The 25,949-nt window shown below is 43.0% G+C and carries 28 protein-coding genes; 14 read left to right on the top strand and 14 right to left on the bottom strand.

Going from position 1 to position 25,949, the window contains the following annotated elements:
- Positions 1 to 3 precede the first annotated feature (3 nt).
- Complete coding sequence (locus QV280_RS09195; RefSeq protein WP_152819600.1) at positions 4 to 354, bottom strand: ArsC family reductase; 351 nt, start codon at positions 352 to 354, stop codon at positions 4 to 6.
- 207 nt (positions 355 to 561) lie between these two features.
- On the opposite strand from QV280_RS09195, the gene QV280_RS09190 reads away from it, so the two are divergent.
- Complete coding sequence (locus tag QV280_RS09190) at positions 562 to 840, top strand: winged helix-turn-helix domain-containing protein (RefSeq protein ID WP_023403422.1); 279 nt, start codon at positions 562 to 564, stop codon at positions 838 to 840.
- Positions 841 to 845: 5 nt separating this feature from the next.
- On the opposite strand, the gene QV280_RS09185 is transcribed toward QV280_RS09190, so the two are convergent.
- Positions 846 to 1,193: a DUF2956 domain-containing protein gene (locus tag QV280_RS09185; RefSeq protein WP_039970251.1), complete on the bottom strand. Its 348-nt coding sequence runs from the start codon at positions 1,191 to 1,193 to the stop codon at positions 846 to 848.
- Positions 1,194 to 1,270: 77 nt separating this feature from the next.
- On the opposite strand from QV280_RS09185, the gene QV280_RS09180 reads away from it, so the two are divergent.
- Complete coding sequence (locus QV280_RS09180; protein WP_039970268.1) at positions 1,271 to 1,729, top strand: DUF2919 domain-containing protein; 459 nt, start codon at positions 1,271 to 1,273, stop codon at positions 1,727 to 1,729.
- A 16-nt stretch (positions 1,730 to 1,745) separates the two neighbouring features.
- A complete protein-coding gene (locus tag QV280_RS09175) occupies positions 1,746 to 2,651 on the top strand; it encodes a Dyp-type peroxidase (RefSeq protein ID WP_152819601.1) in 906 nt (301 codons plus the stop codon).
- A 100-nt stretch (positions 2,652 to 2,751) separates the two neighbouring features.
- Here the strand turns inward: QV280_RS09175 and crr are convergent, their stop codons facing one another.
- The 5 genes from crr to cysZ form a co-directional block, all read right to left on the bottom strand.
- Positions 2,752 to 3,261 carry a PTS glucose transporter subunit IIA gene (gene crr, locus QV280_RS09170; RefSeq protein ID WP_017029253.1) on the bottom strand — a complete coding sequence of 170 codons (510 nt, stop codon included), beginning with the start codon at positions 3,259 to 3,261 and terminating at the stop codon, positions 2,752 to 2,754.
- Between the two features lie 39 nt (positions 3,262 to 3,300).
- On the bottom strand, positions 3,301 to 5,025 hold the full coding sequence (ptsI, locus tag QV280_RS09165) for a phosphoenolpyruvate-protein phosphotransferase PtsI (protein WP_023403426.1): 1,725 nt from the start codon (positions 5,023 to 5,025) through the stop codon (positions 3,301 to 3,303).
- A 125-nt stretch (positions 5,026 to 5,150) separates the two neighbouring features.
- On the bottom strand, positions 5,151 to 5,408 hold the full coding sequence (locus QV280_RS09160; protein ID WP_017029255.1) for an HPr family phosphocarrier protein: 258 nt from the start codon (positions 5,406 to 5,408) through the stop codon (positions 5,151 to 5,153).
- 249 nt (positions 5,409 to 5,657) lie between these two features.
- A complete protein-coding gene (gene cysK / locus QV280_RS09155; RefSeq protein ID WP_152819602.1) occupies positions 5,658 to 6,626 on the bottom strand; it encodes a cysteine synthase A in 969 nt (322 codons plus the stop codon).
- 131 nt (positions 6,627 to 6,757) lie between these two features.
- On the bottom strand, positions 6,758 to 7,513 hold the full coding sequence (cysZ, locus tag QV280_RS09150) for a sulfate transporter CysZ (protein WP_152819603.1): 756 nt from the start codon (positions 7,511 to 7,513) through the stop codon (positions 6,758 to 6,760).
- A gap of 182 nt (positions 7,514 to 7,695) precedes the next feature.
- On the opposite strand from cysZ, the gene zipA reads away from it, so the two are divergent.
- A complete protein-coding gene (zipA, locus tag QV280_RS09145; RefSeq protein WP_152819604.1) occupies positions 7,696 to 8,745 on the top strand; it encodes a cell division protein ZipA in 1,050 nt (349 codons plus the stop codon).
- A 79-nt stretch (positions 8,746 to 8,824) separates the two neighbouring features.
- Positions 8,825 to 10,852 (top strand): NAD-dependent DNA ligase LigA, encoded by a 2,028-nt coding sequence (ligA, locus tag QV280_RS09140; RefSeq protein ID WP_152819605.1) that lies wholly within the window; start codon positions 8,825 to 8,827, stop codon positions 10,850 to 10,852.
- Between the two features lie 67 nt (positions 10,853 to 10,919).
- Here the strand turns inward: ligA and QV280_RS09135 are convergent, their stop codons facing one another.
- The 4 genes from QV280_RS09135 to QV280_RS09120 all read right to left on the bottom strand — a co-directional run bounded on the left by QV280_RS09135 (position 10,920) and on the right by QV280_RS09120 (position 14,743).
- Positions 10,920 to 11,372, bottom strand: coding sequence for an NfeD family protein (locus tag QV280_RS09135; protein WP_023403431.1), 453 nt, complete (start codon positions 11,370 to 11,372; stop codon positions 10,920 to 10,922).
- Entirely contained in the window at positions 11,369 to 12,292 is a 924-nt protein-coding gene (locus QV280_RS09130; RefSeq protein ID WP_152819606.1) for an SPFH domain-containing protein, read from the bottom strand. Before QV280_RS09130 ends, QV280_RS09135 begins: the two co-directional genes overlap by 4 nt.
- A 137-nt stretch (positions 12,293 to 12,429) precedes the next feature.
- The gene (locus QV280_RS09125) at positions 12,430 to 13,284 is read right to left on the bottom strand and encodes a co-chaperone YbbN (protein ID WP_152819607.1); all 855 of its coding nucleotides are present in this window, start codon (positions 13,282 to 13,284) and stop codon (positions 12,430 to 12,432) included.
- Positions 13,285 to 13,834: 550 nt separating this feature from the next.
- Positions 13,835 to 14,743: a TIGR01777 family oxidoreductase gene (locus QV280_RS09120; RefSeq protein WP_023403434.1), complete on the bottom strand. Its 909-nt coding sequence runs from the start codon at positions 14,741 to 14,743 to the stop codon at positions 13,835 to 13,837.
- A gap of 336 nt (positions 14,744 to 15,079) precedes the next feature.
- Between QV280_RS09120 and QV280_RS09115 the strand changes: the two genes are divergently transcribed.
- From QV280_RS09115 to yfcE, 5 genes are all read left to right on the top strand, one after another.
- Positions 15,080 to 15,805: a DUF1538 domain-containing protein gene (locus QV280_RS09115; protein ID WP_023403435.1), complete on the top strand. Its 726-nt coding sequence runs from the start codon at positions 15,080 to 15,082 to the stop codon at positions 15,803 to 15,805.
- A complete protein-coding gene (locus QV280_RS09110) occupies positions 15,802 to 16,599 on the top strand; it encodes a DUF1538 domain-containing protein (RefSeq protein ID WP_023403436.1) in 798 nt (265 codons plus the stop codon). Before QV280_RS09115 ends, QV280_RS09110 begins: the two co-directional genes overlap by 4 nt.
- On the top strand, positions 16,589 to 16,939 hold the full coding sequence (locus tag QV280_RS09105) for a P-II family nitrogen regulator (protein WP_152819608.1): 351 nt from the start codon (positions 16,589 to 16,591) through the stop codon (positions 16,937 to 16,939). Before QV280_RS09110 ends, QV280_RS09105 begins: the two co-directional genes overlap by 11 nt.
- Positions 16,936 to 17,346 (top strand): CBS domain-containing protein, encoded by a 411-nt coding sequence (locus QV280_RS09100; RefSeq protein WP_152819609.1) that lies wholly within the window; start codon positions 16,936 to 16,938, stop codon positions 17,344 to 17,346. The genes QV280_RS09105 and QV280_RS09100 overlap by 4 nt, the downstream gene beginning before the upstream one ends.
- An 82-nt stretch (positions 17,347 to 17,428) precedes the next feature.
- Complete coding sequence (gene yfcE / locus QV280_RS09095; protein WP_152819610.1) at positions 17,429 to 17,974, top strand: phosphodiesterase; 546 nt, start codon at positions 17,429 to 17,431, stop codon at positions 17,972 to 17,974.
- A 72-nt stretch (positions 17,975 to 18,046) separates the two neighbouring features.
- On the opposite strand, the gene QV280_RS09090 is transcribed toward yfcE, so the two are convergent.
- Positions 18,047 to 18,574, bottom strand: a complete 528-nt coding sequence (locus QV280_RS09090) for a regulatory protein ToxS (RefSeq protein ID WP_152819611.1) — start codon at positions 18,572 to 18,574, stop codon at positions 18,047 to 18,049.
- Entirely contained in the window at positions 18,574 to 19,416 is an 843-nt protein-coding gene (locus tag QV280_RS09085; RefSeq protein WP_152819612.1) for a winged helix-turn-helix domain-containing protein, read from the bottom strand. Before QV280_RS09085 ends, QV280_RS09090 begins: the two co-directional genes overlap by 1 nt.
- Before the next feature lie 253 nt (positions 19,417 to 19,669).
- On the opposite strand from QV280_RS09085, the gene htpG reads away from it, so the two are divergent.
- The 4 genes from htpG to rfaH all read left to right on the top strand — a co-directional run bounded on the left by htpG (position 19,670) and on the right by rfaH (position 24,056).
- Complete coding sequence (gene htpG / locus QV280_RS09080) at positions 19,670 to 21,571, top strand: molecular chaperone HtpG (protein WP_152819613.1); 1,902 nt, start codon at positions 19,670 to 19,672, stop codon at positions 21,569 to 21,571.
- 177 nt (positions 21,572 to 21,748) lie between these two features.
- Positions 21,749 to 22,393 (top strand): adenylate kinase, encoded by a 645-nt coding sequence (adk, locus tag QV280_RS09075; protein WP_023403443.1) that lies wholly within the window; start codon positions 21,749 to 21,751, stop codon positions 22,391 to 22,393.
- 82 nt (positions 22,394 to 22,475) lie between these two features.
- Positions 22,476 to 23,447, top strand: a complete 972-nt coding sequence (gene hemH / locus QV280_RS09070) for a ferrochelatase (RefSeq protein ID WP_152819614.1) — start codon at positions 22,476 to 22,478, stop codon at positions 23,445 to 23,447.
- Between the two features lie 117 nt (positions 23,448 to 23,564).
- The gene (gene rfaH / locus QV280_RS09065) at positions 23,565 to 24,056 is read left to right on the top strand and encodes a transcription/translation regulatory transformer protein RfaH (RefSeq protein WP_152819615.1); all 492 of its coding nucleotides are present in this window, start codon (positions 23,565 to 23,567) and stop codon (positions 24,054 to 24,056) included.
- A gap of 99 nt (positions 24,057 to 24,155) precedes the next feature.
- Here rfaH and asnB read toward each other — a convergent pair whose 3' ends face one another.
- Positions 24,156 to 25,820 carry an asparagine synthase B gene (gene asnB / locus QV280_RS09060; protein WP_023403446.1) on the bottom strand — a complete coding sequence of 555 codons (1,665 nt, stop codon included), beginning with the start codon at positions 25,818 to 25,820 and terminating at the stop codon, positions 24,156 to 24,158.
- Positions 25,821 to 25,949 lie beyond the last annotated feature (129 nt).

Raw genomic sequence — 25,949 nt, 5'->3', positions numbered from 1 at the left:
GGATTAAACGTTAAAAATACGGTCATATTGATCGGCTTTGAAGCCAATATGCAGTTGTTCACCAACACGAATGATAGGACGTTTAATCATCGCAGGATGTTCTACTAGAAGAGTGATGGCACTGTCATGATTGAGGGATTGTTTTTGCTCATCATCCAGTTGACGATAGGTGGTACCGCGTTTATTTAATACTAACTCCCAGCCTAAATGGTCACAAAACTCGCTAACCATGTCACTGGTGATGCCTTGTTTGCGGTAGTCATGAAATGTGAATTCGATTTGATGTTCTTGCAGCCATTTCTTGGCTTTTTTTATGGTATCGCAGTTGGGAATACCATACATAATTACGCTCATCGTCTGTCCTTAGTGCGTTTATCGAAAGTAGAATCCTATCAAACAATTCCGGTGCGGTGTATCACTAAGTCAAGTTGAGTTTGTGCAGAACGAGAAACAAGAATAGAAAAACAGATGAATATAGACATAAGTTGCGGTTATTTGATCAGACGCAAGTTCCTATCTTAGATATTCGCAATAATTGTTAAATTATTTTTGGAGGTAGCAATGGAACTCAATCCTGTTTTTGCTCGTCGTTTATATCTTGCGCATTTGGTCGCAAGTATGGAGCGTCCAAATGTCCCTAAATTGGTGGAATATACTGGTTGGCCTCGCCGTACAATCCAAGACGTGTTAAAAGCATTGCCTGGGATCGGGGTATCATTGTGTTTTATCCAAGATGGTCGCCGCCATAATGACGGCTATTATCAGGTTTCAGATTGGGGACCATTGGATGAAGAGTGGGTTGCTGGTAATACAACCACAATTGTTTCACACCTTTCTTAGCGTTATTAGTGCGAGGTGAGTAGGGTATAGGCAATAAATCCTACCCAACTAATGACCAACAAAACCCAAGGCAGTCGGTTCGACTTAGCTGTTGATACGTTATCTTGAGCAGATGGCGTATTGTCTGGCGTTGATAGTTGCTGTTGTTTTTTCTTAAGGTTTTGTTTTTTAAGTTTATCGGCGTCTCGTGATTTCTGTTTTTGACGTTTTTTATATTCAGCGATACCCTTCTCAATTCCTTGAGCAATCAGCTTGGTTTGCTCTTTAGTTTGCCCCGGTTTTTGGGTCGCTTTAGCCACTTGCATAGCTTGTTGCTGGGTTTGGGATGATACAGTTGTATTGTTGTTCTTCATAAGCGTTTAGTAAGTAAAGATTTGAGGTTAATTATGCCTTTAAATACAAATAAATGCCTCAATATAAAGTGAGTAGTGTGCGGTACCTGATTGAAGAGTATGATAAGAATGGCTATCTAAAAGCACCGTTTTGGTTGTGGTTATGTTGGCTGTTTTTGGCTCGTGGATGGATAGTGTTTGCTTTGGCTGGAGTAACCAAAGATCGCGGCAGTGATATACTGGCGATGATCTATCCAAATTCATCCAGTTTATACATGATGATGTGTATGGGGGTTCCTAGTTTATTACTCATGTGGGTGATAGGGCTCAGAAACCCAGACAGACATTGGTTAAATAAGTTGATTGGATTAGGACGAGCTGTTTCCATTCTGCTTAGCGTTTCGCAACTCGCGTTAGAGTTGCATTATATATCACTACAAGATGGTCAGTTTAGTTGGGGGAGTGCCCTCTCTGTTGTTGGCTTAAGTTGGATAATCATTTATCTATTTAATAGTCGACGAGTAAAAGACTGTTTCCAAAGTATTTCCGATAACTAGTTTGAACGGAGTAATTATGATTCAACCTCAAGCGGCTATAGTTCCAGAGCCAAGCCCATTTGCTTTATATGTCCTTATGAAGGTCACGGGCGATAAAAACAAAGTATTAACAGCGCTACAAAAAGTAGATGGTTGGGTTGAGGAAATCAACGCAAACCAACCGGGTGCATCTCTAGCAACCAGCATTGCGTTTTCTCATCAGTTTTGGAGCAGCAGCATTTCTGAAGAAGTTCCAAGTGAACTTGTGCCATTCCCAGTGCTTGAATGTGATGATCAAATTGCGCCAAGTACCGAAGTAGACGTGCTTTTGCATTGTCACTCTCATCGTCATGACTTGCATTTCTACTTGCTACGCAAGCTGATGTCAGAAGTGTCTGAAGAAGTGGCAATTGTTGATGAAACTTATTCTTATCGTTACCTTGATTCTCGTGATATGACCGATTTTATCGACGGCACTGAGAACCCAGAGGGCGAAGAAAGAGCAGAAGTGGCTTTGATTCCTGAAGGTCCATTTGCTGGTGGCAGTTACATTATGGTGCAGCGCTTTGAGCACAACTTACCGGCATGGAATAAATTGTCAGTTGGACAGCAAGAAAAAATTGTAGGTCGCACCAAAGAAGATTCTGTTGAGCTAGACGATGTAGCGGCGCAATCACACGTAGGCCGAGTAGACATCAAAGAAGAAGGCAAAGGCCTTAAAATCGTTCGTCACAGCCTGCCATACGGCACAGTTTCTGGCCCGCACGGTTTGCTGTTCATCGCTTACTGTAAAACCGTACATAACTTTACTGCAATGCTAGAAAGCATGTATGGCCAAGTCGACGGCAAGACCGATCAACTGCTTGATTACACTAAAGCGGTAACAGGCGCATACTTCTTTGCTCCTAGCCAAACTATGCTAAAAAACTTAGTGGCTGCTTAAGCGAATAAGCGCTCCTTACTTGTTGAGGAGTTGCTGATTTACAAGCATAAAAAAACGCAGCCATTGGCTGCGTTTTTAATCACTTGAATCTAAGTAGAAATTACTTAGTTACACGTAGTACTGGAGTTTCACCTACAGTTACTGCGCCAGAAAGTTTGTTCAGTTCTTTGATTTCATCCATGTTAGAAATAACAACTGGAGTCAAAGTAGATTTCGCTTTCTCTTCTAGGAATGCAAGATCAAACTCGATGATAGTATCACCAGCTTTAACTTCTTGACCTTCAGAACCGATGCGAGTGAAACCTTCACCTTTAAGTTCAACAGTGTCGATACCAAAGTGAACGAATAGTTCAATACCGTCAGTTGATTCGATAGAGAACGCATGGTTGGTCTCAAAAATTTTACCAATAGTACCATTCACTGGAGCAACAATTTTGTTGCCAGTTGGTTTGATAGCAATACCGTCACCAACAATTTTCTCAGCGAAAACTACATCAGGCACATCTTCAATGTTAACGATTTCGCCAGATAGTGGTGAAATGATTTCGATTGAACCTGCAGCGTTGCCTTCGTCCGATACCAGCTTCTTAAGTTTGTCAAACAGACCCATTACATGCTCCTAAGCAGTTTATTCTATTAAATTATATTATTAGTTTGATTTATCCGCGATAAATTTCGCTACGTGCGCTTCGATTTCTGCGGCAGTAGGCATTTGCAGAGCTTCTTCTGCCATTGCTTTTACTTCCGAGAAGTGTGCGTTACGAATCACTTTCTTAACTGCAGGGATAGAGATGCCGCTCATAGAGAACTCATCTAAGCCCATACCTAGTAGAAGAAGTGTTGCGCGTTCGTCGCCCGCTAATTCACCACACATCCCAGTCCACTTACCTTCCTTGTGAGAAGCGTCAATCACCTGTTTAATCACAGTTAACACTGCTGGTGATAGTGGATTGTATAGATGAGAAATAAGCTCATTACCACGGTCTACTGCTAGAGTATACTGAGTTAAGTCATTTGTACCAATACTAAAGAAAGAAACTTCTTTAGCTAAGTGGTGAGCGATTGCTGCAGCTGCTGGTGTTTCTACCATTACGCCGATTTCAATATTTTCGTCAAATGCTAAGCCTTCAGCACGAAGTTCAGCTTTATATTCTTCAATAGCAGCTTTTAGTTCACGGATTTCTTCAACAGAGATAATCATTGGGAACATGATGCTTAGTTTGCCGTGCGCTGATGCACGTAGAATACCACGAAGTTGATCACGTAGAATTTCACGACGATCTAAGCTGATACGAACTGCGCGCCAGCCAAGGAACGGGTTCATTTCTTCTGGAAGATCCATGTATGGAAGGTCTTTATCGCCACCGATATCCATAGTACGGATAATCACTGGTTGGCCTGCCATTGCTTCAGCCACTTCTTTATAAGCTTGGTATTGTTCTTCTTCTGTTGGAAGAGAAGTACGGTCCATAAATAGGAATTCTGTACGGTACAAACCAACGCCTTCACCACCGTTACGGATAATACCGTCACAGTCTTTAACAGTACCGATGTTGCCACATACTTCTACGTGACGGTTATCAAGAGTCACTGCTGGAAGGTCTTTTAATTTAGCAAGTTCTGCTTTGTCAGCGAGGAACGTATCACGAATTTGTTTCGCTTCGTCTAGTTCTGCTTCCGTTGGGTTTACGATGATTCGGTTGTTCATCGCATCCATGATTAGAGTGTCGCCGTTTTTCACTTGTTTAGTGATGTCGTTAGTACCCACAATCGCAGGAAGCTCAAGAGAGCGCGCCATGATAGAGGTGTGAGACGTACGGCCGCCGATGTCACAAGCAAAGCCTAGAACGTAATCTAGGTTGATTTGTGCTGTTTCAGATGGCGTTAGGTCGTAAGCAACAAGAATAACTTCTTCATCAATGTCACTTAGAGAAACAATGTTGATACCTAGTGCGTTTTTAACAAAACGAGTACCGATATCACGGATATCCGTTGCACGCTCTTTTAGGTATTCATCATCTAGAGATTCAAGCGCAGTCGCTTGTTCTTCGATGATTGAGTAAATTGCAAAATCAGCAGAAAGTTTGTCGCTCTTGATAAGAGTAAGGATCTCGTCTTCCAGTTCCTCATCTTCAAGAAGCATGATGTGACCTTCAAAGATCGCTTCTTTTTCTTCGCCAAAAGTTTCAAGTGCTTTTTGCTTGATGATTTCAAGTTGCGCAGCTGATTTGTTTCGAGCGTCATAGAAACGCTGTACTTCAGAGTCAACTTGGTCGGCTGAAATTTTGTTTTTGTTTAGAACGATTTCATCTTCTTGAAGTAGTAGTGCTTTACCAAAAGCAATACCTGGAGATGCTAGAATGCCTGAGATCATAGCTTTACCTTAACTTGGTCTATTGTGGGCGGGTAACTAATTTTTTTAGCTTTTGTAGAGTCTATTTCAATAAAGCCACTTAGCTGGGAACAACAAAGTGGCTTTTATAATATGAACGTAGGCTCTTAGTGCAGCTCATCCATTAGAGCTACTAGATGGTCAACAGCTTCAGTAGCTTGTGGACCTTCAGCAGAAATAGTAACCATAGTGCCTTTTACTAGACCTAGAGTTTGAAGCTTAAATAGGCTTTTAGCGCTAGCGCTTTTACCGTTAGAAGTCACAGTGATATCTGCATCAAATGATTTAGCTTCTTTAACAAACTGCGCCGCTGGGCGAGTGTGAAGACCGTTTTCTGCAGTGATTTCTACTTGCTTCTCGTACATGTGATATACCCCGTTGATATTTAGATTATGTTTTGAAGTCCAAGACTCAATTACAAATGTATTGGCTCGTGACCTTGGCTGAGTAAGTTCTTATGACTTTTAATTACAGCCTAAATTATCGCTTCTTTTATTTTGAAGCAAAAAATAAAGCCTAGAAATACTACCAAATGCTGACCACTAATCAATAAAAAAGCCCCAGAAAGGGGCTTTTTTGACTGAAAATTTGATTTGGGCACAGTTTTTTTGTGGCTATTGCTGATTTTCTTTCTCAGTAAATATGCCTGCAAATAAAGCTGTACTTAGGTAACGCTCACCAGAGCTTGGAAGTACGGCTACAATTGTTTTTCCTTTAAATTCAGGAAGTTCCGCAACTTTATTTGCTGCAACAACGGCGGCACCAGAAGAAATACCCGCTAGAATACCTTCTTCTTCCATTAGACGACGAGCCATTTCAATCGCTTCATCAGAAGTTACAGTAATAACTTTGTCGATAAGTTCAAGATCTAAGTTTCCAGGAATAAAGCCGGCACCGATACCTTGAATCTTATGTGGACCTGGTTTCACTTCTTCGCCAGCAAGAACTTGGCTAATGACTGGAGACTCAGCAGGTTCAACCGCTACAGCAGTAATTGCTTTGCCTTTTGTTTTCTTAAGGTAACGAGTTGTACCTGTGATAGTACCGCCAGTACCTACACCAGAAACCAATACGTCGATTTCACCGTCAGTGGCATCCCAAAGCTCAGGGCCAGTGGTTTTTTCGTGAATTTCAGGGTTTGCTGGGTTGTTGAATTGTTGTAGAAGCAATGTAGATTCAGGATTTGCTGCAACGATTTCTTCCGCTTTTGCGATAGCGCCGTTCATGCCTTTTGCCGCTTCTGTTAACACAAGGTTAGCGCCCAATGCTTTAAGAAGTTTACGACGCTCAAGACTCATTGACTCAGGCATAGTTAGAGTCAGTTTATAACCACGAGCTGCTGCTACATAAGCAAGCGCGATACCTGTGTTACCACTGGTTGGCTCAACAAGTTCAATGCCTTCTTTTAGTGCACCTGATTTCTCTGCTTCCCAAACCATGTTGGCACCGATACGACATTTCACGCTGAAGCTAGGGTTACGAGCTTCAATTTTAGCGAGAACGTTGCCGTTGCTGACGCGGTTTAAACGAACGAGAGGCGTATTGCCAATAGTTTGAGAATTATCATCGTAAATCTTGCTCATGCTTGCTTCCTTGTGGGTTAACACGCTAATTGTATTAGGGTTTCTGTATTATTCGGTAATTTGATTAGTTAAATCATACGCCTTTAGAATAGAGCTGTTCTTGGCTCTAACAAAGGAATAAAACGTTATATCTAATAGCTAACTTTCTGATCTTGTTTGAATTCTGTGACCCACATCAAGGTTGCGCCGCAAACGGCAATAGGCATGATTATCAAGTTTAAAAGTGGGATAGAAGTAAACAGGGCCACCATAGCGCCATAGCCATAGGCTTTACTTTGTTTCGCCTTGAGTGCAAAGCGCATCGAATTGAAGTCGACTTTATGGTTATCAAACGGATAGTCACAATATTGAATGGCAAGTATCCAACTGGTAAAAATAAACCACACAAAAGGCGCAACGGTTTGACCAAAGGCAGGAATTAGTAATAGCAGGAACAGGCCGATGGCTTTTGGCAGTAAATAGACCAGTTTTCGCCACTCTCTACCTAATATTCTTGGTACATCTTTGATTAAGTCGGTGACGCTTTGCTCTAGCATGCCCTCTGGGCTTAGTTGCTGTTCCACTTTTTCCGCTAATAACCCATTAAAAGGGGCAGCCACAAAGTTGGCTAAAGTGCTGAAGAAGTAGGAAAAGGTGGCTAAAATAGTTAAGGTTAGCAATGGCCACAATATGTAGCTCAACCAACTTAAAAATTCAGGTAACACCCCAATCCATTGTTCTATCCATTGATTGAGATGGCTAAATAGATAAAATAACGCACTGCCCACTAATATAATATTGATGAGTAGTGGCATAAAAACATAGCGACGTAAACCTGGTTGCATAGCCAGTTTAAATCCAGAAAAGAAATAACCGAAACCGGACATTGTGTGTAATTTTTGATGCATCTTATTCGTCCCAAATACTGAGTTTTCAGCGGATTAGCTCTAATATAAGAAAAGCGTGCTCAAAATCACAGCATAAAGTACATAGATATTGTTAAAAGGTTCAACTCTACATCAGAGTTTTGTTAAAGTAGTTTAAGTCACCCAATCTCGGTGTCTCACCAGAGTAAAGCAGAGAGCAAAAAATGCAGGAATTGCGAATCGTATTGATAGTCGTAGGTGTCTTAGCCATCGCGGGCCTACTTATCCATGGTTTATGGACGAATAAACGAGAACAAAGTGGTCGATTTTCAGATAAGCCACTGAGCAAACTTGATGATGAGCCGTTATCGGGATCAAGTGCACCTCAAACTAATTCAGTTAAACCAGCACCCGCTGCAGAAGATGATTTTGAAGTGGTGAAGGTAACGTCAAAGAATGACAAGAAAGAGCCAAGTTTCTCAGGTTTTGATGATGATATTGGCGACCCTCTGTTAGAAACAGCGCAGGGTGATAAATTTAGTAAAGCGCATCAGCCAGCAGAAGTGGTTAAACCTACGGTAACGGTGAAGCCTGATGAGCTACCTACTATTACTATTAGCTCTGATGCATACTCTAAGCACGATGATAAACCATCGTCTGCTTTTATTACCAAAGAGCCGGTATCTGAAGCGCCTATCACGACGCCGTTTAGTGCGACTGATGAAGCCAATGCAGGCTTTAATAGCAATAGTGCATTTACGGTAACAGAGCCAGAAGTTGAACCAGAAGTGGAAGTGGTTCCTGAAGCGCCTGCTAAGGTTGAAGAACCTGAGATGGAAGTGCTGGTACTGCACGTTGAAGCACGTGGCAGTGAAGACTTTGTGGGTAGTGACTTATTTATTAGCATGGAACAACACGGCCTGCACTACGGTCCTATGGATATTTACCACCGCCATGTGGATAGCGCAGGCACAGGTAAGGTTTTATTTAGCGTGGCGAACATGCTTAAGCCGGGTACATTGTCGCATGACGATCCTGCGGACTTTACCACTAAAGGGATTTCGTTTTTCATGACCTTGCCATGCTATGGCGACCCTGAGCAGAACTTTAAGATCATGCTGCATACTGCGCAGATGATAGCGGATAATTTAAGTGGCAACGTATTAGATGACAAACGCACTTTAATGACTCGTAATCGTATCGATGCGTACAAACGTCAGATCCAAGAGTTTGTTCATCGCCAAGAGCCAAAAGAAACCAGCAACATTATCTAGTTCACTGGTTAACACTATAAATAGTAAAAAAGGGCTCTGCATAAGAGCCTTTTCTTTTCCCAATTTTTGAGAAACCCTTATGTCCGATTCTATTCAACAACAACACGCTAAGCTCTCTGAATCATTGCATTATCATGCAGTGCGTTATTACGTTGAGGATAGCCCAGAGATCCCCGATGTTGAGTATGATCGCTTAATGCGTCAACTGCTTGAACTGGAAGAAAGTAATCCAGAATTAGTCACTCTAGATTCACCCTCGCAACGTGTTGGCGGCACGCCACTGTCAGGCTTTACGCAAGTAAGCCATCAAGTGCCTATGTTATCGCTTGATAATGCATTTGATGATGATGAACTAAAGGCTTTTTATAAGCGCATGCAAGACCGTTTAAACAGTGATGATCTTGGTGCGTTCAGCTGTGAGCCTAAGCTAGATGGTCTAGCGGTGAGCTTAATGTATGAAAACGGGGTTTTGGTACAAGCAGCAACCCGTGGTGACGGTGCCACCGGCGAAAATATTACGCAAAATGTACGCACCATCAGCGCTATTCCATTGAAACTGCAAGGCGAAGGCTTTCCAACCCGCTTAGAAGTGCGCGGTGAAGTCTTTATGCCTAAAGCGGGTTTTGAACGTATTAATGAGCAAGCATTGGCCAAAGGTGAAAAGCCGTTTGCTAACCCAAGAAATGCCGCCGCAGGCAGTTTGCGTCAGCTGGATTCTCGCATTACCGCAAAACGTCCTTTAGGGTTTTATGCGTATAGCGTAGGGGTGATAGAAGGGGGCGAACTGGTTGAGAGTCACTACCAACGCTTTATTCAACTAAAAGGTTGGGGCTTACCTATGTGTCCTGCGGTACGCAAGGTGGATACTTTAGACGAAGTGATCGCTTACTACCGACATATTTTAGAAACCCGCGATCAACTTGATTATGAAATTGATGGTGTGGTGATTAAGTTAGATGATATCGAGCGCCAAGAACAGCTAGGCTTTGTGGCTAGAGCGCCTCGCTGGGCGATTGCCTATAAATTCCCTGCTCAAGAAGAGCTGACCTTACTTAACGACGTTGAGTTTCAAGTAGGGCGTACCGGCGCGATTACTCCTGTTGCTAAACTGCAACCTGTGTTTGTTGGCGGGGTAACCGTCAGTAATGCCACTTTGCATAATGCCGATGAAATTCAGCGTTTAGGGGTGCGCATTGGGGATACGGTGATCATTCGTCGTGCTGGTGATGTCATTCCGCAAATAACGGGAGTGGTTCTTGAGAGACGCCCTGAAGATGCGGTAGAGATCATTTACCCTGTAGTGTGTCCAGTGTGTGGCTCAGATGCAGAGCGCACAGAAGGTGAGGCGGTGACTCGCTGTACTGGCGGTTTGGTGTGCTCAGCGCAACGTAAGCAAGCGTTAAAGCACTTTGTGTCTCGTAAAGCGATGGATGTTGATGGCTTAGGCGATAAAGTGGTTGAGCAATTGGTCGATAAAGAGATGGTGAAAACCCCAGCCGACCTTTTCAAACTCAGCGCAGGCCGCATTACCGTTTTAGAAAGAATGGGACCCAAATCGGCGCAGAACGTTATTGATGCGCTGCAAAAATCTAAACAAACAACTTTAGCTCGCTTTTTGTATTCACTAGGCATTCGTGAAGTGGGCGAGGCAACAGCGGCTAACTTAGCGCAGCACTTTAAGAGCTTACCTAACATCGAAAGTGCCACTATTGAACAGCTACTCGAAGTGCCTGATGTCGGCGCGATTGTGGCAGAGCACATCAAAGCCTTTTTCGCCCAACAGCGAAATCAAGAGGTGATTGCTGAGCTGATTGAAAGTGGTATTCATTGGCCAGAAATAGAAGAAGTGGCGGATGCCGGCGAATTACCGCTTGCAGGTAAAGTGGTGGTATTGACGGGTTCTTTGTCGCAATTAACTCGCTCTGATGCCAAAGCGGCGTTGCAAACGCTGGGTGCCAAAGTAACTGGCAGCGTATCAAAGAAAACCGACATTTTGTTTGCTGGCGAAGCGGCTGGTTCTAAATTGGCCAAAGCACAAGAGTTAGGTGTTGAAGTGCAAGACGAACAAGCCTTAGTCACATTAATGCAGCAGCACGGTATCGCGTAATAAAAAATGGGGTCTTAGATTTTTCGTCTAAGACCCCATTTCGTTATGTTTGCTCTATATTATCAAGTTACGCTTTTTGTCGAATATAGAGCACAATCCCTTCCACTTTATACACTTCCACAGTAGTGCCAGAGCTGAAGCTCTCGGTGGCTACCGCAGTCCAAGACGTATCGCCTAAGCTAAGACGGCCTTTGCCAACCGGAAAATCTTGTTCAAGGGTGGTGAATTGACCGATCAAGCTTTGCGAGCGCTTGTTGAGAGTGGTGGTTTTCTCATCTTGTTTATCTTTGTTTTTCTGGTATCGCCACCATAGCCAAGTAGTGACTAAGCCAAAACTGGCAAAGCTCATCCATTGCATCTGCCAGCCTAGCGGTAAAATACTCAGTAGAATACCCACCAGTAGCGCAGAAATGCCTAACCACAAGAAGTATCCTGCCGTACCTAGCACTTCAAAACAAAGCAACGCAAGGCCAAACGCTAGCCAATGCCAGTGATTAACATGTTGTAGCAGTTCTATCACGCTTTGTCCTTGTCGTTGGTGGTTTTAAACATTTCAGCCACCCCAGCAATAGAGCCCATAAGCCCAGTTGCTTCAAGCGGTAGCATGATCACTTTGCCGTTTTCTGCTTGGCCGATAGATTTCAGTGCGTCAGTATAGCCTTGCGCGATAAAGTAGTTCACCGCTTGCATGTCACCGGCGGCAATTGCATCCGATACCATTTGCGTTGCTTTTGCTTCCGCTTCTGCTGAACGTTCGCGCGCTTCGGCTTGTAAGATGGCCGCTTGTTTTTGGCCTTCTGCTTTTAGAATTTCCGCTTGTTTGTGACCTTCTGCTTTTAAGATCTCAGCTTGTCGTACGCCTTCTGCTTCTAATACGTCGGCACGTTTATTACGTTCCGCTTTCATTTGCGCGTTCATCGCTGCCGTTAGATCAGCTGGTGGTTGGACGTCTTTGATTTCTATACGCGTTACTTTAACGCCCCAAGGGTTAGTCGCTTCATCAACAATCGTCAGTAGGCGGGTATTGATCATATCGCGCTGGCTTAACATTTCATCTAGCTCCATAGAGCCTAAAACCGTACGGATATTGGTTAATGTTAGGTTGCGAATAGCATGGTCAAGTGCGCTTACTTCATAAGCGGCTTTTGAAGCATTGAACACTTGCACGAAACAGACAGCATCTATGCTGACGTTAGCGTTATCTTTAGAAATGACTTCTTGAGCAGGAATGTCGAGTACTTGCTCCATCATATTGATTTTATTGCCAATACTGTCAACAAATGGAACGATTAGGTTAAGACCTGGATGAAGTGTTTTGGTATAGCGACCAAAACGTTCTACGGTCCAGTTGCTTCCTTGGGGAACCGTTTTAATACCGGCCACGAGAACAATAATAACTAAGGCGATAAAAATAACGATAGTAATGAGGGTTGAATCCATGCTGACTTTCCTCTAAATGGAGTAGTTGAAGAATTTACTATACCTTATTTTTTACGAGTTCTATGCGCTTAAAGATTAAAAAAAGCGCGAAATATTCGCGCTTTAGATAACTATCATCAACTGGCTATGCAAACATTCTAGTAAAGAATGGAATACAGCTGGCGGCGATATTGCTTAGCCGTGGTGTTTTCTTGTCCTAGCGCGGATAAGACATCCATAAAGGTTTTCTTCATCTCACCATCAAGTGCGCCAAGATCTTTGGCAATGAAAGACCATAAAAGTGCGAGTGCTTCGTCACTGCGGTTGACTTCATGGTATTGCAGTGCCAATTCATTAGCAATTTTGGCATTACTTTCGTCACTGGCCAGTTGCGACTCTAACGCTTGGATCTCAGGGCTGTTTGCCGCTTGAGCATGCAGTTCTAGTTTGGCGAGTAATCCTTTGTAGTAGTTGTCTTGGTACTCTAATGGAATATGTGCCAGCAGGGCTTCAGCCTCAGTAAACTGCGCGGTTGCCAGTAAACAATCGGCTTTGGCTAATTTGATTTCGCCTTTGTTTTGTAGCGCTTCAGGAAGAGTGCTCAATAAGGCTAAGGCTTCGCTGTGTTTTTGCTCTGAGATTAAGGTTAGCGCTTGTTGCAGGTTTAATTCATCTTGGCTTGGAAGGTGTTTTTGTAACATGGCTTCAATAGCTTGAATCGGTTGCGGGCCACCTAAGCCATCAACGGCTTGTCCTTGATTAAATAATGCAATAGTCGGCAGGGCTTGAATGCCAAATTGACCTGCGATTTGCTGTTCTTGCTCGCAGTTAAGGGTTGCGAGTGTAAACGCTCCGGCATATTTTTGCGCCAATTGCTGCATTTGAGGAACAAGATCCGCACTTTCTTGGCTCATTGGTGCCCAGAAGTAGACAACAACGGGAGTGCTCATAGAGCCTTCCAAGATTTGTTGGAAGTTTTGCTGGTTCATTTCTACGATGAATTCTGAATGCATGTACGTGTCCCTAGACTAATGATAAGTATGCTAATTATGTTATAGATTGGGTTAGTTTATACAATCTCAAGGTATGTATGCCAATCATAGTCAGTAAATGTCCAGAAATTGCGTTGGCAAAAAACATCAGCAGCAGTTTGTGATTTGGTATACAGCAATACTCTGCACAAAAAGAAAAACTCAGGCCAATCACGTTAATCTTGAAAGTTAACGGAGTGAGCTTGAGTTTCTGTAAGTTTGGTTTATGTGAGGGTTACAATAGCACTAAAACCAGTACCACAATCCCTACGCTTAACCAATTAAGCTTGTTTAAAGACATACTCTTCTCTTCAATCTTTAATAGGATTAATTGCAATAGATGATATTTTGCACACTGTTTATTACAAAATTATGGCTAAATGAAAATTCTATGAAATTAATTTGATAAAGTTTGAAGTTAAACGCATTATTCTGAGTGTAAATGTTGCCAAGTTGTTGTTTTTGATTGAGAAACTGACCTTTAGCTATTTATTGATTATTTTGGTTTTTAATTTTCTCAAAACAGACAAGATCAACGTGAAAGCAAATGCTGTAATGCTGGCTGCACTCTAGAGTAGGTAAAAGTGAAGCCTAGCTCGGTTAAATGCTTAGGTTTGGCTTTTACACTGTCAAATAATAAACAGCTTGATTCACCTAACGCCAATTTAAGAACAAACTTAGGGGTAAATAAAAAGTGTGGTCGTGACAGAGTCTTAGCTAAGACTTGGCTGAACTCTTTATTGGTTGTTGGGTGAGGGGCAACCATATTAAATACGCCTCGCGCAGTTTGTGTATCAAGCAAAAATTGAATGGCGCGCACCATATCTTCAATATGAATCCATGGCATGTATTGTTGTCCAGTGCCGATTGGTCCACCGACACCTAATTTGTAAGGTAAAAGCATTTTATTGAGTGCTCCACCTTGCGTGCCCAATACGATGCCGGTTCGGATAGTGATAACACGAGTTAATGGCGATTGTGCTTGGTTGGCGATCTCTTCCCATTTTTGACAGACGTAGTTTGGAAACCCGGTTGCTTGATAGGGACTGTTTTCATCGACGATGAGTTGTTTCTGATCGCCGTATATTCCAACAGCAGAGCCACTGATGAACACTTTAGGGGGAGCGCTACTTTGATTAATGAGCTCAACCAACTGCTGAGTTAAGCCCCAACGACTGTCACAAATGCGTTGCTTTTGCTGTTGGGACCAACGTTTATCAACAATGGGTTCACCGGCGAGGTTTATTACGGCGTCAAACTCAGATAGGCAGTTAAATGAGTGTAATGAATCGATAAATCGTAAGCAGTTGGGATTAACATGTTTTAACTGCTCGGCGGCTTTATCGCAATCTCGAGTTAAGATAGTCATTTGGTGAGGGATCAGTTGCTTGATCAAAGAGCGACCAATAAACCCCGTACCGCCAGTAATCAATATATGCATACCCACTCCACTTTCCACTTCATATTCCACTTCACATCTCAGCCCACATCTTAAAATCACAATTAGACTTTTGTATCACATCTAAACATTTCGTTCGCAACGTTATGGTTAGAGTAATGAACTTATAATTATAGACCTATCATTTCGCGGCTCACGTCACACCTAAGTGGCGAATAATTAACCATAGTTAAAGTCTAACAAGATTACCGCTTATATCCGCCAATATTGATTGGTTTTGTGAGCAAATTTGAAAGAAGGAGAATTCAGCCACTTTATTTACAACAGTAGCTGACTTTGGCTACTTAGGGTTTTATTCACTAGGAGTCACCATTACCAATGAATGCCTTTATCCGATCTTTTATTGATAGCGCCAAAGATCTGACGCCAATTGTATTGGTGGTGGCATTTTTTCAGTTAGCGATCCTACAACAACCTTTGCCGTATTTTTTGACGATTTTATTTGGCATGTTGTTGGTCGTTTTAGGGTTAACCTTGTTTGTACTTGGTCTCAATATGGGGCTGTTTCCGCTTGGCGAATCTATGGCGCAAGCCTTTGCTCGAAAAGGGAGTGTGTTCTGGTTATTGTGCTTCTCATTTTGTTTAGGTTTTGGAACCACCATTGCTGAGCCTGCTTTGACCGCAGTGGCGACAGAAGCGGCCGAAGTGGCGGCAAAAGAGGGTGTAATAACAGCGAACAATAACAGCATGCAGCAATATGCCGATCATTTACGATTGACGGTGGCGCTATCGGTAGGCTGTGCCTTGTTATTGGGCGTGTACCGAATTATTAAGGGGTGGCCCATCCATATCATGATCATCAGTGGGTATGCGCTGGTGGTCTTTCTCACCTTTCTTGCACCACCAAGCATTATTGGCATTGCTTATGATTCTGGAGGTGTGACTACCTCGACCATTACAGTGCCATTGGTGACGGCGTTAGGCGTAGGGCTTGCTTCGGCCATTAAAGGTCGCAACCCTATGTTGGATGGCTTTGGTTTGATTGCTTTTGCTTCTTTGTTACCGATGATTTTTGTTTTGTTGTATGGCATGTGGTTAGCATGATTAGCTTAGCCAACACCATAGATGTATTCGCTTCGACGGTAACGGACGTGTTTCCGATTGCCGTTATTTTACTGGCTTTTCAAACGGCCGTGTTGCGCCGACCAATCCGTAATTTATGGTCTGTTATTTTAGGTTTTGTATTGGTCATTATTGGATTGGCACTTTTTTTGGTGGGGTTAGAAGCTGCGCTATTTCCATTGGGTGAAACCATGGCAATGCAGTTAACCACGCCACAGTTTTTACAGCAGATGCGTCTCTCTGAAATAGGCGTTTTACAGTGGTTTGATTATTACTGGGTCTATTTATTTGCTTTTTGTATTGGGTTTAGCACCACCATTGCTGAGCCTTCGCTGATTGCGGTAGCGATTAAAGCTAATCAAGTCTCTGGTGGCAGTATCCAAGTGAATGGCTTACGTTTAGCCGTGGCGCTGGGAGTGGCAATAGGCATTACTTTAGGCTGTTACCGCATCGTGGCCGGAGACCCAATTCATTACTACATCATCGCAGGCTATGTGGTGGTCATTATCCAAACTTACTTTTCCCCGGCCATGATTATTCCCCTTGCCTATGACAGTGGAGGTGTTACTACCTCTACAGTGACTGTCCCTCTGGTGACAGCGTTAGGATTAGGACTGGCTTCTACTGTGCCCGATAGAAGTCCTTTAATTGATGGCTTTGGCCTTATCGCATTTGCCAGTCTATTTCCTATCATCTCCGTCATGGCTTACGCGCAAATCACTCGCTGGCTTAATCAGCGCCGTCCGATAAAACAGGAGGACTCCAATGAGGTTTAAATTGATATTAGCTTTTGTTGAAGATATTCGAACAGACGCCGTGCTCGATGCCGCCAGAGAGGCGGGCGCAACAGGTGCGACGGTTATCAGTAATGCCAGAGGAGAGGGGCTAAATAAAAAGCGCACCTTCTTAGGTTTGACTTTGGAAGTACAAAACGACGTGCTGCTGTTTGTGGTTGAAGAGCATCTTAGCCGTCGAATACTAGAAAAAATAAGTGATATTGGCGAGTTTGATCAGGAATCAGGGCAGGGTATTGCGGTGCAAATTGACGTTGAAGATGCGGTTGGGGTTGCGCATCAGGTGGAAACGCTGACCAAAATAGTCGAGGAGGAAATATGAAAAGCCGAACCAATCGAAGAGTTAAGGATGTGATGTCGGCCACCTACGCCATTGTCGATGGTTTAATGACGGTAGAGGAAGCGATAGGCATTGCACGGGCAAATGAAGTAAAGGCATTAATTGTGAATAAACGTCATGACGATGATGAGTATGGATTAGTGCTGATGAATGATATCGCCAAAAAAGTGCTGGCGCAGAACCGCTCGCCAGCGCGCACTAATGTGTACGAAATCATGAGTAAACCGGCTTTGTGCGTATCACCAGAGATGAACGTCAAATATTGTGCACGTCTGTTTGAGCGTTTTGGCATAAGCCGAGCACCGGTGGTGCAAGAAGGCAAAGTGATGGGCATGGTCAGTTACAATAATATTGTTATTAAAGGCATGGTGTTAGACCAAGGTGAATAAGTGATAGCGCATTTTGTCTCTGGTGCACAAGCACCGGCATTGTTACACTCTGAGAAAATATAGAATAATAGAGTGATTCACCATGAAACTGTTTTTTGCTTCTGATTTACACGGCTGTCTTGCGTCAACAAAAAAGGTTGTGGAAGCCTATCTCGCCTCTGGCGCTGAACATTTTATTCTACTGGGCGATGTGCTTAATCACGGTCCAAGAAACCCGGTTCCAGAAGCGTATGCTCCTGCACAAGTGGCAGAGCTATTGAATAATTATAAAGATAATATTATTGCGGTTCGTGGCAACTGCGACAGTGAAGTTGACCAAATGCTGTTGGAGTTTCCGTTAATGAGCGATTTTGCCATGGTGTTACTAGAAAGCGGTCAGCGCTTATTTTTAACTCACGGGCATTTGTACAACCAAAACAAACTCCCACCTTTGAAGTCAGGTGATGTGTTGGCGCACGGTCACACGCACTTACCTGTAGCGGAGTCGATGGGTGAATACACCCTGTTTAATCCAGGCTCTTCGACCATACCGAAAGGCGGCAATGTGGCAAGCTATGGATTATTAGATGGCACTGAACTTAGCGTGCTGAGCTTTACGGGTGACGTGTTGGCTAACACACAGATCTAAACGACATCATGGCGAAAAAGAGCCAATAAAAAAGGAGACTATAGTCTCCTTTTTTCATGCGTTTAATTTATTTTAAAGACTTGGCGCAGAGACCAATACTCGAGAACCATGCCCTAAACTGGTCAGTAGGATCGAATTGTCGTTGATAATATCGACACGACGACTTTGCTGAGCATCGGTGCGCAGTATTTGTTTAATGATAGTGAGTTGTGACTCTTTAAAGTCTTGGCTACTGATCCCAGTAGATTGCTTAAACTCTTTTAAATCGATCAGTAAGTAGTTGTCGCTAAGTTGCCAAATACCAGACTCATCAATGTTTAGGATATGAACTTCTTGGTCATTGTCACTTAATAGCTGAATACGCGATGAACGAATGTACTCACCGTTAGGTAGATATTTTACGTTTGACGTAATATGAACTTTTCTGAGTGGGCCGACAAGATTTTCATCAATCAGGTCAGTGTGTACAAACGCATCTAAGTTGGTTTGCCACTCTCGAGCCGTTAATACCTGCTCAACTTTTACATCACTTTCCCAAAATAACCAACCACTGATTATTGTAGAAATCGCTAATAGAATTAATGCTACACGCTGGTTCATTATTTGCGGTCTCCTGTTGCACAGATCTTGGAGAGTTCTTGTTGGTTTGCGACTAGGCGCACAGTGCTATTTTCTGAAGAAAACTCAGCACTGTGTATGTAATTGAGAAATAGTTGCTGAGATTGGCTTGCTGTGGCAATCACTTCAACTGGGGCTGATTCATCAGGATAAGCTTCCATATAATAGTTCACGCAACTTTTGATGCTATCCAACCAATTGGTGAGTGGTGGATGACCTTCAGTGGTTTTTACCGGAACGCCATTGACGACGGTTACCGAGCGAAATTTCGCCGGAGATGAGTGAGGCAACAACAATGCTAGAACAGGTAAAAGCAGCGCCACAATCAGGATTACACGCGTATTGAAATCCCAATTAGACCAAAATGCTTGCTTCTTAGCAGCAACTTCAATTTTTGGCTCTTTTAGCTGCGCGGTGGTGATTGAAGCCAGTGCCGGTTCTGCTGTTGGAACAACAATTTCTTCGGCTTGCAGAGTTGGAGAAGTCGCTTCTACAGTAGAAATTAGCTGATAACCACGCTTTGGCACAGTTTTTACAAACTGAGGGGATTTTGTAGAATCTTTTAGCATTTTTCTCAGCGTAGAAATCGCTTGAGTTAAGCTAGAATCATCGACTTGGAAACCTTGGTCACGCCACACGTATTCGTGTAATTGATCACGAGTGACCACTTCATTAGGATGCTCGCAAAGCAACATAAGAATTCGGCTTTCATTGCTACCAAGGCGCACTAAACTATCGTTATCTGATTGATCAATAAGTGAATTGCTCTTTGGATCAAAAATATACTTTTGGGCTAGTAAGTATTTAATACCGATTTTGCTCATTTAGATCTTCTTTGAGTTTTTGTTTGCATGATTGATGAATCGTCACACTCATTCTCGATGCAGTGTGAGATGAATCGCTGTTTTGTAGCGAATGACAGGCATAGCATAATAAAATTTTATCTAAAAAGCAGTTTTTTTGTCGCAATCGACCTTGAAATTGCACTTATGACCCTTATTTATTCTTCATAGGTATCACATAAAGGCATGTGCGCCTTGGTGCGTATATGAGTAACATAAAACCCATGGAGTTAAAATGAGCGAAACTGTGTCAGCGAATAAAGAAACACGAGGTTTTCAATCTGAAGTTAAACAACTTCTGCACCTTATGATTCACTCACTTTATTCAAACAAAGAAATTTTCCTGCGTGAGCTGATTTCAAATGCATCCGATGCATCCGATAAGCTTCGTTTTCAGGCTTTATCTCAGCCTGATTTGTATCAAGGTGAAGCCGACCTAGGCGTTAAACTCTCTTTTGATGAGAAGACCAACACCATCACAGTATCGGACAACGGTATTGGTATGAGCCGTGACGACGTAATCGAACATTTAGGTACCATTGCTAAATCCGGCACTGCAGAGTTTTTCTCTAAGCTATCAGAAGACCAATCAAAAGATTCTCAACTCATCGGCCAATTCGGTGTTGGTTTTTATTCGGCATTTATCGTGGCAGATGCGGTAACCGTGCGCACTCGCGCTGCAGGTCTTACAGCAGATCAAGGTGTGCAGTGGCATTCTGCGGGTGAGGGTGATTACACCATCGAAGACATCACTAAAGAGTCTCGTGGTACAGAAATCATTTTGCACATGCGTGAAGAAGGCAAAGAGTTCTTATCTGAGTGGCGTTTACGTGATGTTATCAGCAAGTACTCTGACCATATTGGTATTCCTGTTTCTATCCTGACTAAAGTGACTGACGACGAAGGCAAAGAAACTGGCGAAACTAAGTGGGAGCAGATCAACAAAGCGCAAGCACTATGGACGCGTGCTAAGTCTGAAATAAAAGATGAAGAGTACACTGAGTTTTACAAACATATTTCTAACGATTTTGCTGATCCTCTATTGTGGGGACACAATAAAGTAGAAGGTAAGAACGACTACACTAGTTTGCTATACGTCCCAGCGAAAGCCCCTTGGGATATGATGAATCGTGATCATAAGAGCGGTTTAAAACTGTATGTTCAGCGCGTATTCATCATGGATGACGCCGAGCAGTTTATGCCGTCTTACCTGCGCTTTGTAAAAGGCTTGATTGATTCAAACGATCTGCCATTGAACGTGTCACGTGAAATTCTACAAGACAATAAAGTGACCCAGTCGCTACGCAGTGCGTGTACAAAACGCGTGCTCACTATGCTAGAAAAACTGGCTAAGAAAGACGATGAAAAATACCTGTCGTTCTGGAAAGAGTTTGGCTTAGTGCTAAAAGAAGGTCCTGCTGAAGATTTCGCTAATAAAGAAAAAGTAGCCGGTCTATTGCGCTTTGCTTCAACGGAAGTGGAAAGCAGTGAGCAGTCAGTGAGCCTTGCAAGCTACGTTGAACGGATGAAAGAAGGCCAAGATAAGATTTATTATCTAACGGCTGATAGCTATGCGGCAGCGAAAAACAGCCCACACCTTGAGCAATTTAAAGCAAAAGGCATTGAGGTTGTATTGATGTACGATCGCATCGATGAATGGCTAATGAACTACCTCACTGAGTTTGATGGCAAACAGTTCCAATCCATCACTAAAGCCGGTCTAGATTTAAGCCAGTTTGAAGATGAGCAAGAAAAAGAAAAACACAAAGAAACAGAAGAAGAGTTTAAATCTGTTGTTGAGCGTACTAAAGAGTACCTTGGCGATCGTGTGAAAGAAGTTCGCACTACCTTTAAACTGGCCAATACTCCAGCCGTTGTGGTCACTGACGATATGGAAATGGGTACACAGATGGCGAAACTTCTAGAAGCTGCGGGTCAAGCCGCTCCTGAAGTGAAGTACATTCTGGAACTTAACCCAGAGCATGATTTAGTAACACAAATGGCAGACACTGCTGATGACATCGAATTTGGTCGTTGGGTTGAGCTGTTATTAGGTCAAGCAATGCTTGCTGAACGCGGTTCTTTAGAGGATCCAAGCCAGTTCTTGAGTGCCGTGAACAAACTATTGGTTAAATAAGCAATAGGGTCAATAAACTCAAAGCTAAACATTGAGCTCAGAATTGTGATAATATTCTGGGCTCAATCGTTATTAAAAACAGAGTTATACCGAAACTTTCATTAAAATCAGTTAGTTACTGGTTGCTTTAAGTTTGTGAGCTTCGGTATAAAAGAAGAACATTAAAGAGGAAAAACAATGCGCATCATTCTTTTGGGTGCTCCTGGTGCTGGTAAAGGTACTCAGGCTCAGTTCATCATGGAAAAATACGGTATCCCACAAATTTCTACTGGTGACATGCTACGTGCTGCTATCAAAGCGGGCACTGAGCTAGGCAAAAAAGCTAAAGATGTTATTGATGCTGGCCAATTGGTGTCTGATGACATCATTCTTGGTCTTATCAATGAGCGTATTGCACAAGATGATTGTGAAAAAGGCTTCCTACTTGATGGCTTCCCACGCACTATTCCACAGGCTGACGGCCTAAAAGAAATGGGTGTTGCTGTTGATTACGTTATCGAATTTGATGTTGCTGACGATGTGATCGTTGAGCGTATGGCGGGCCGTCGTGCTCACCTTCCATCAGGTCGTACTTACCACGTTACTTTTAATCCGCCTAAAGAAGAAGGCAAAGATGACGTAACAGGTGAAGCGCTAGTTGTTCGTGATGACGACAAAGAAGAAACCGTTCGTGCTCGTTTAGGTGTATACCATTCTCAAACTGCACCACTTGTTCAATACTACGGTAAAGAAGCAGAAGCTGGCAAAACTCAGTACCTTAAATTTGATGGTACTAAGCAAGTTGCAGAAGTGAGCGCTGACATCGAAAAAGCACTATCTTAATTATTGCTTATTGATACGCAAATTTAGATACTATAAGGACGACCTCTGGTCGTCCTTTTTATTGTTTAAATATCAGGATCTTATGGAACATCAACCTAAAGCAGGTGTGTTATTAGTTAATCTAGGAACACCAGACCAAGCAACGCCCAAAGCGGTAAAGCGCTTCTTAAGTCAATTTTTACATGATAAGCGAGTGGTCGATATGACCCGCTGGTTGTGGTGTCCTTTACTGCATGGTGTGATACTGCCAATACGGGCGCCTAAAGTCGCTAAACTCTATCAGAGTGTATGGATGGATGAGGGTTCACCTTTGATGGTGTACTCCACTAGACAAGCCGATAAACTCAAGCAAAAGCTGAATATTCCGGTTGAGTTGGGTATGACCTATGGCAATCCAAGTCTACTTGACGGCATGCAGTCTTTAATAAAACAAGGCGTCGAAAAAGTTATCGTACTTCCTTTATATCCTCAATATTCTGCGACAACAACAGCGGCAGTGGTAGATGGTCTGGGCAAAGCTTTTAAGCAGATGACCGTAGTGCCTTCTTTTACTGTCATCGGCGACTATCACGATCATCCTTTATACATAAAAGCGTTAGCCGATTCGGTTCGCAGTGCTTGGCAACAGCAAGGGCAAAGTGAGTACCTACTTTGTTCGTATCACGGCATTCCTAAGCGTTACGCTGACAATGGCGATATCTATCCGCTGCATTGCCAAGCGACAACGGATTTGCTCGCCAAAGAACTGCAGTTAGATTCCAGTAAGATTGGCATGACCTATCAATCGCGTTTTGGCCGTGAAGAGTGGTTACAACCTTATACGGATAAAACACTGCAAGCTTTGCCTAACAAAGGGATTAAAAATTTAACCATCATGGCTCCAGCATTTTCGGTTGATTGCTTAGAGACATTAGAAGAAATCTCAGAAGAGTGTTGCCAGATATTTAAGGATGCAGGGGGTGAACAATTTAACTACGTTGCTTGTTTAAATGACGATGATGCCCACATAGATTTAATGGCGAGCTTAGTTAACGAACAAATATTGCGTGGTTAGTGAGCACTTACGCTTGGTTTATTTTTAACTTTCTGAACGAACTGATAATATAAATACCGTAATCTGCGACCACCAAGTATCGGTGCAGAACAGTATTTAGGTTTTGAGGTAACGATCATGAAACGTTGGTATTTGTTGTATTGTAAGCGTGGTGATCAGCAGCGTGCTCAAGCGCACCTGGAAAACCAAGGTGTAGAGGTGTACTACCCAAAGCTGGTAACAGAAAAATTAGTGCGCGGTAAACGCCAACAAAAGGTAGAGCCTTTGTTCCCAAGCTACATGTTTGTACGCTTTGATTATGAGCAAGGTCCTTCATTTACCACAGTGCGCTCAACTCGTGGTGTGGCTGATTTTATCCGTACTGGGGCGTACCCAACTGAGCTGCAAGGCGATCTTGTCTATACCTTAAAACAGCAAGAAGAAGTCTCAGATGTGGTGCAATATAGTGCGCCAAATGCTGGAGACAAGATTGAAATTATCTCAGGTCAATTTTCAGGAATTGATGCGATTTATCATGAGGCAGACGGTGAAACTCGCTCGATACTATTGATTACTATGATCAATAAACAAGTTGCGGTAAAAGTTGATAATACCGATCTTAATCTGTAAACCGACTTCCATACAAGACAACAGCCGAGACAGGCATTAAAAAGGGGCGCTAATGTTAGCGCCCCTTTTACATTTAATTGTGTCTGTGTTCAGCCAGAATTAATAGGCTTCGTTATGGATTGATTTCACAGCGCGACCTGAAGGATCGGCATTGTTTTTGAATGATTCATCCCACTCAATCGCTTTTGCTGATGAACAAGCCACCGATGGACCACCAGGAACACATTCAGCCGCCGATGGAAGAGGGAATAGTTCTTCAAAAATTTCACGATACACATAGCCTTCTTTAGTCGTCGGCGTGTTGTACGGGAAACGGAAGCTTGCGGTTTCCATTTGCTTATCGGTAATTTTAGCTTCAGCCACTTCACGTAGTGTATCAATCCAGCTGTAGCCAACGCCGTCAGAGAATTGCTCTTTTTGACGCCAAGCAATAGCTTCTGGCAGGTAATGTTCGAAACACTCACGCAAGATGTGTTTTTCCATCTTACCGTTGCCACACATTTTATCTTTAGGGTTTAAGCGCATTGCTACGTCAATAAACTCTTTGTCTAGGAAAGGTACGCGACCTTCTACGCCCCATGCTGCCAAAGATTTGTTGGCACGAGCACAGTCAAACATGTTCAATGCAAGTAGTTTACGTACTGTTTCTTCATGGAATTCTTGAGCATTTGGCGCTTTATGGAAGTACAAGTAGCCACCAAATATTTCATCAGCACCTTCACCAGACAGTACCATTTTAATACCCATCGCTTTGATTTTACGGCCCATTAAGAACATAGGCGTAGAAGCACGGATAGTAGTGACATCGTAGGTTTCAATGTGATAAATCACGTCACGAATAGCGTCTAGACCTTCTTGAATGGTGTAGGTCATTTCATGGTGAACAGTGCCAATTTGATCTGCAACTTCACGAGCGGCTTTCAGATCAGGTGCGCCTTCTAGGCCCACTGCAAATGAGTGTAGCTGTGGCCACCATGCTTCTGATTGGCTGTCATCTTCCACACGCATGGCTGCAAAACGTTTTGCCACTGCTGATGTGATAGATGAGTCTAAACCGCCAGAAAGCAATACACCGTAAGGTACGTCTGTCATTAATTGACGTTTAACCGCTGCTTCTAAAGCCTCTGTCAGCTCTTCTTTGCTGGTGGAGTTACCTTGTACTGCAGCATATTCATTCCAGTCACGGATGTAGTAGCGAGTGGCTTCTGCTGCGCCTGATTCAAGGTAGCTACCAGGAGGGAATTCGCTCACGGTTTTACATACTGGGACTAGCGCTTTCATTTCTGAAGCCACATAGAAGTTACCGTGCTCATCATGACCTTGGTATAGCGGAATAATACCGATATGGTCACGGCCGATAAGATAAGTGTCTTTTTCTTCATCATAAAGAACAAAAGCAAAGATGCCGTTCAGTTCTTCTAGCAGGTCAGCACCCATGTCTTGGTATAGGGCTAGGATGACTTCACAATCTGAATCAGTTTGAAACTCGTACTTTCCTTCATAACGAGCTCGGATTTCTTTATGGTTGTAAATCTCACCATTTACTGCCAGCACTAATTTTTTATCTGGGCTATAGAGAGGCTGTGCACCGCTGTTAAGACCAACGATAGCTAAACGCTCGTGTGCCAAAATGGCTTTTTCTGATGAGTAAATACCAGACCAGTCTGGTCCGCGGTGACGAAGTTTCTTCGACATTTCTAACGCCACTGGACGTAGCTTGTCCGCATCACTTTTTATGTCGAGGATACCAAATACCGAGCACATAATTCTTCCTTAAAAAAATTCACTTTATATAAGTTCAATTTGCCATTGTTTGTAAAAAAATCAACCCACAAATCGACATTTAGATAGTAAAAGCCACTCTTGATTAGATAGCGTTTAATTAATGTGATT

The organism is Vibrio sp. B1Z05 (assembly GCF_052955985.1).
Note: the sequence above shows the minus strand (reverse complement) of the source record. Positions and strands in the feature narration are given on the sequence as shown.

Coding starts and splice junctions, on each gene's coding strand:
- QV280_RS09185 (WP_039970251.1), bottom strand. CDS start 1,193: ATGAAGAACAACAATACAACTGTATCATCCCAAACCCAGCAACAAGCT.
- QV280_RS09195 (WP_152819600.1), bottom strand. CDS start 354: ATGAGCGTAATTATGTATGGTATTCCCAACTGCGATACCATAAAAAAA.
- QV280_RS09085 (WP_152819612.1), bottom strand. CDS start 19,416: ATGAGCAAAATCGGTATTAAATACTTACTAGCCCAAAAGTATATTTTT.
- zipA (WP_152819604.1), top strand. CDS start 7,696: ATGCAGGAATTGCGAATCGTATTGATAGTCGTAGGTGTCTTAGCCATC.
- QV280_RS09160 (WP_017029255.1), bottom strand. CDS start 5,408: ATGTACGAGAAGCAAGTAGAAATCACTGCAGAAAACGGTCTTCACACT.
- htpG (WP_152819613.1), top strand. CDS start 19,670: ATGAGCGAAACTGTGTCAGCGAATAAAGAAACACGAGGTTTTCAATCT.
- hemH (WP_152819614.1), top strand. CDS start 22,476: ATGGAACATCAACCTAAAGCAGGTGTGTTATTAGTTAATCTAGGAACA.
- QV280_RS09100 (WP_152819609.1), top strand. CDS start 16,936: ATGAAAAGCCGAACCAATCGAAGAGTTAAGGATGTGATGTCGGCCACC.
- QV280_RS09115 (WP_023403435.1), top strand. CDS start 15,080: ATGAATGCCTTTATCCGATCTTTTATTGATAGCGCCAAAGATCTGACG.
- ptsI (WP_023403426.1), bottom strand. CDS start 5,025: ATGATCTCAGGCATTCTAGCATCTCCAGGTATTGCTTTTGGTAAAGCA.
- QV280_RS09090 (WP_152819611.1), bottom strand. CDS start 18,574: ATGAACCAGCGTGTAGCATTAATTCTATTAGCGATTTCTACAATAATC.
- rfaH (WP_152819615.1), top strand. CDS start 23,565: ATGAAACGTTGGTATTTGTTGTATTGTAAGCGTGGTGATCAGCAGCGT.
- QV280_RS09110 (WP_023403436.1), top strand. CDS start 15,802: ATGATTAGCTTAGCCAACACCATAGATGTATTCGCTTCGACGGTAACG.
- cysK (WP_152819602.1), bottom strand. CDS start 6,626: ATGAGCAAGATTTACGATGATAATTCTCAAACTATTGGCAATACGCCT.
- yfcE (WP_152819610.1), top strand. CDS start 17,429: ATGAAACTGTTTTTTGCTTCTGATTTACACGGCTGTCTTGCGTCAACA.
- cysZ (WP_152819603.1), bottom strand. CDS start 7,513: ATGCATCAAAAATTACACACAATGTCCGGTTTCGGTTATTTCTTTTCT.
- crr (WP_017029253.1), bottom strand. CDS start 3,261: ATGGGTCTGTTTGACAAACTTAAGAAGCTGGTATCGGACGAAGGCAAC.
- QV280_RS09190 (WP_023403422.1), top strand. CDS start 562: ATGGAACTCAATCCTGTTTTTGCTCGTCGTTTATATCTTGCGCATTTG.
- QV280_RS09105 (WP_152819608.1), top strand. CDS start 16,589: ATGAGGTTTAAATTGATATTAGCTTTTGTTGAAGATATTCGAACAGAC.
- QV280_RS09120 (WP_023403434.1), bottom strand. CDS start 14,743: ATGCATATATTGATTACTGGCGGTACGGGGTTTATTGGTCGCTCTTTG.
- ligA (WP_152819605.1), top strand. CDS start 8,825: ATGTCCGATTCTATTCAACAACAACACGCTAAGCTCTCTGAATCATTG.
- adk (WP_023403443.1), top strand. CDS start 21,749: ATGCGCATCATTCTTTTGGGTGCTCCTGGTGCTGGTAAAGGTACTCAG.
- QV280_RS09175 (WP_152819601.1), top strand. CDS start 1,746: ATGATTCAACCTCAAGCGGCTATAGTTCCAGAGCCAAGCCCATTTGCT.
- QV280_RS09125 (WP_152819607.1), bottom strand. CDS start 13,284: ATGCATTCAGAATTCATCGTAGAAATGAACCAGCAAAACTTCCAACAA.
- QV280_RS09130 (WP_152819606.1), bottom strand. CDS start 12,292: ATGGATTCAACCCTCATTACTATCGTTATTTTTATCGCCTTAGTTATT.
- asnB (WP_023403446.1), bottom strand. CDS start 25,820: ATGTGCTCGGTATTTGGTATCCTCGACATAAAAAGTGATGCGGACAAG.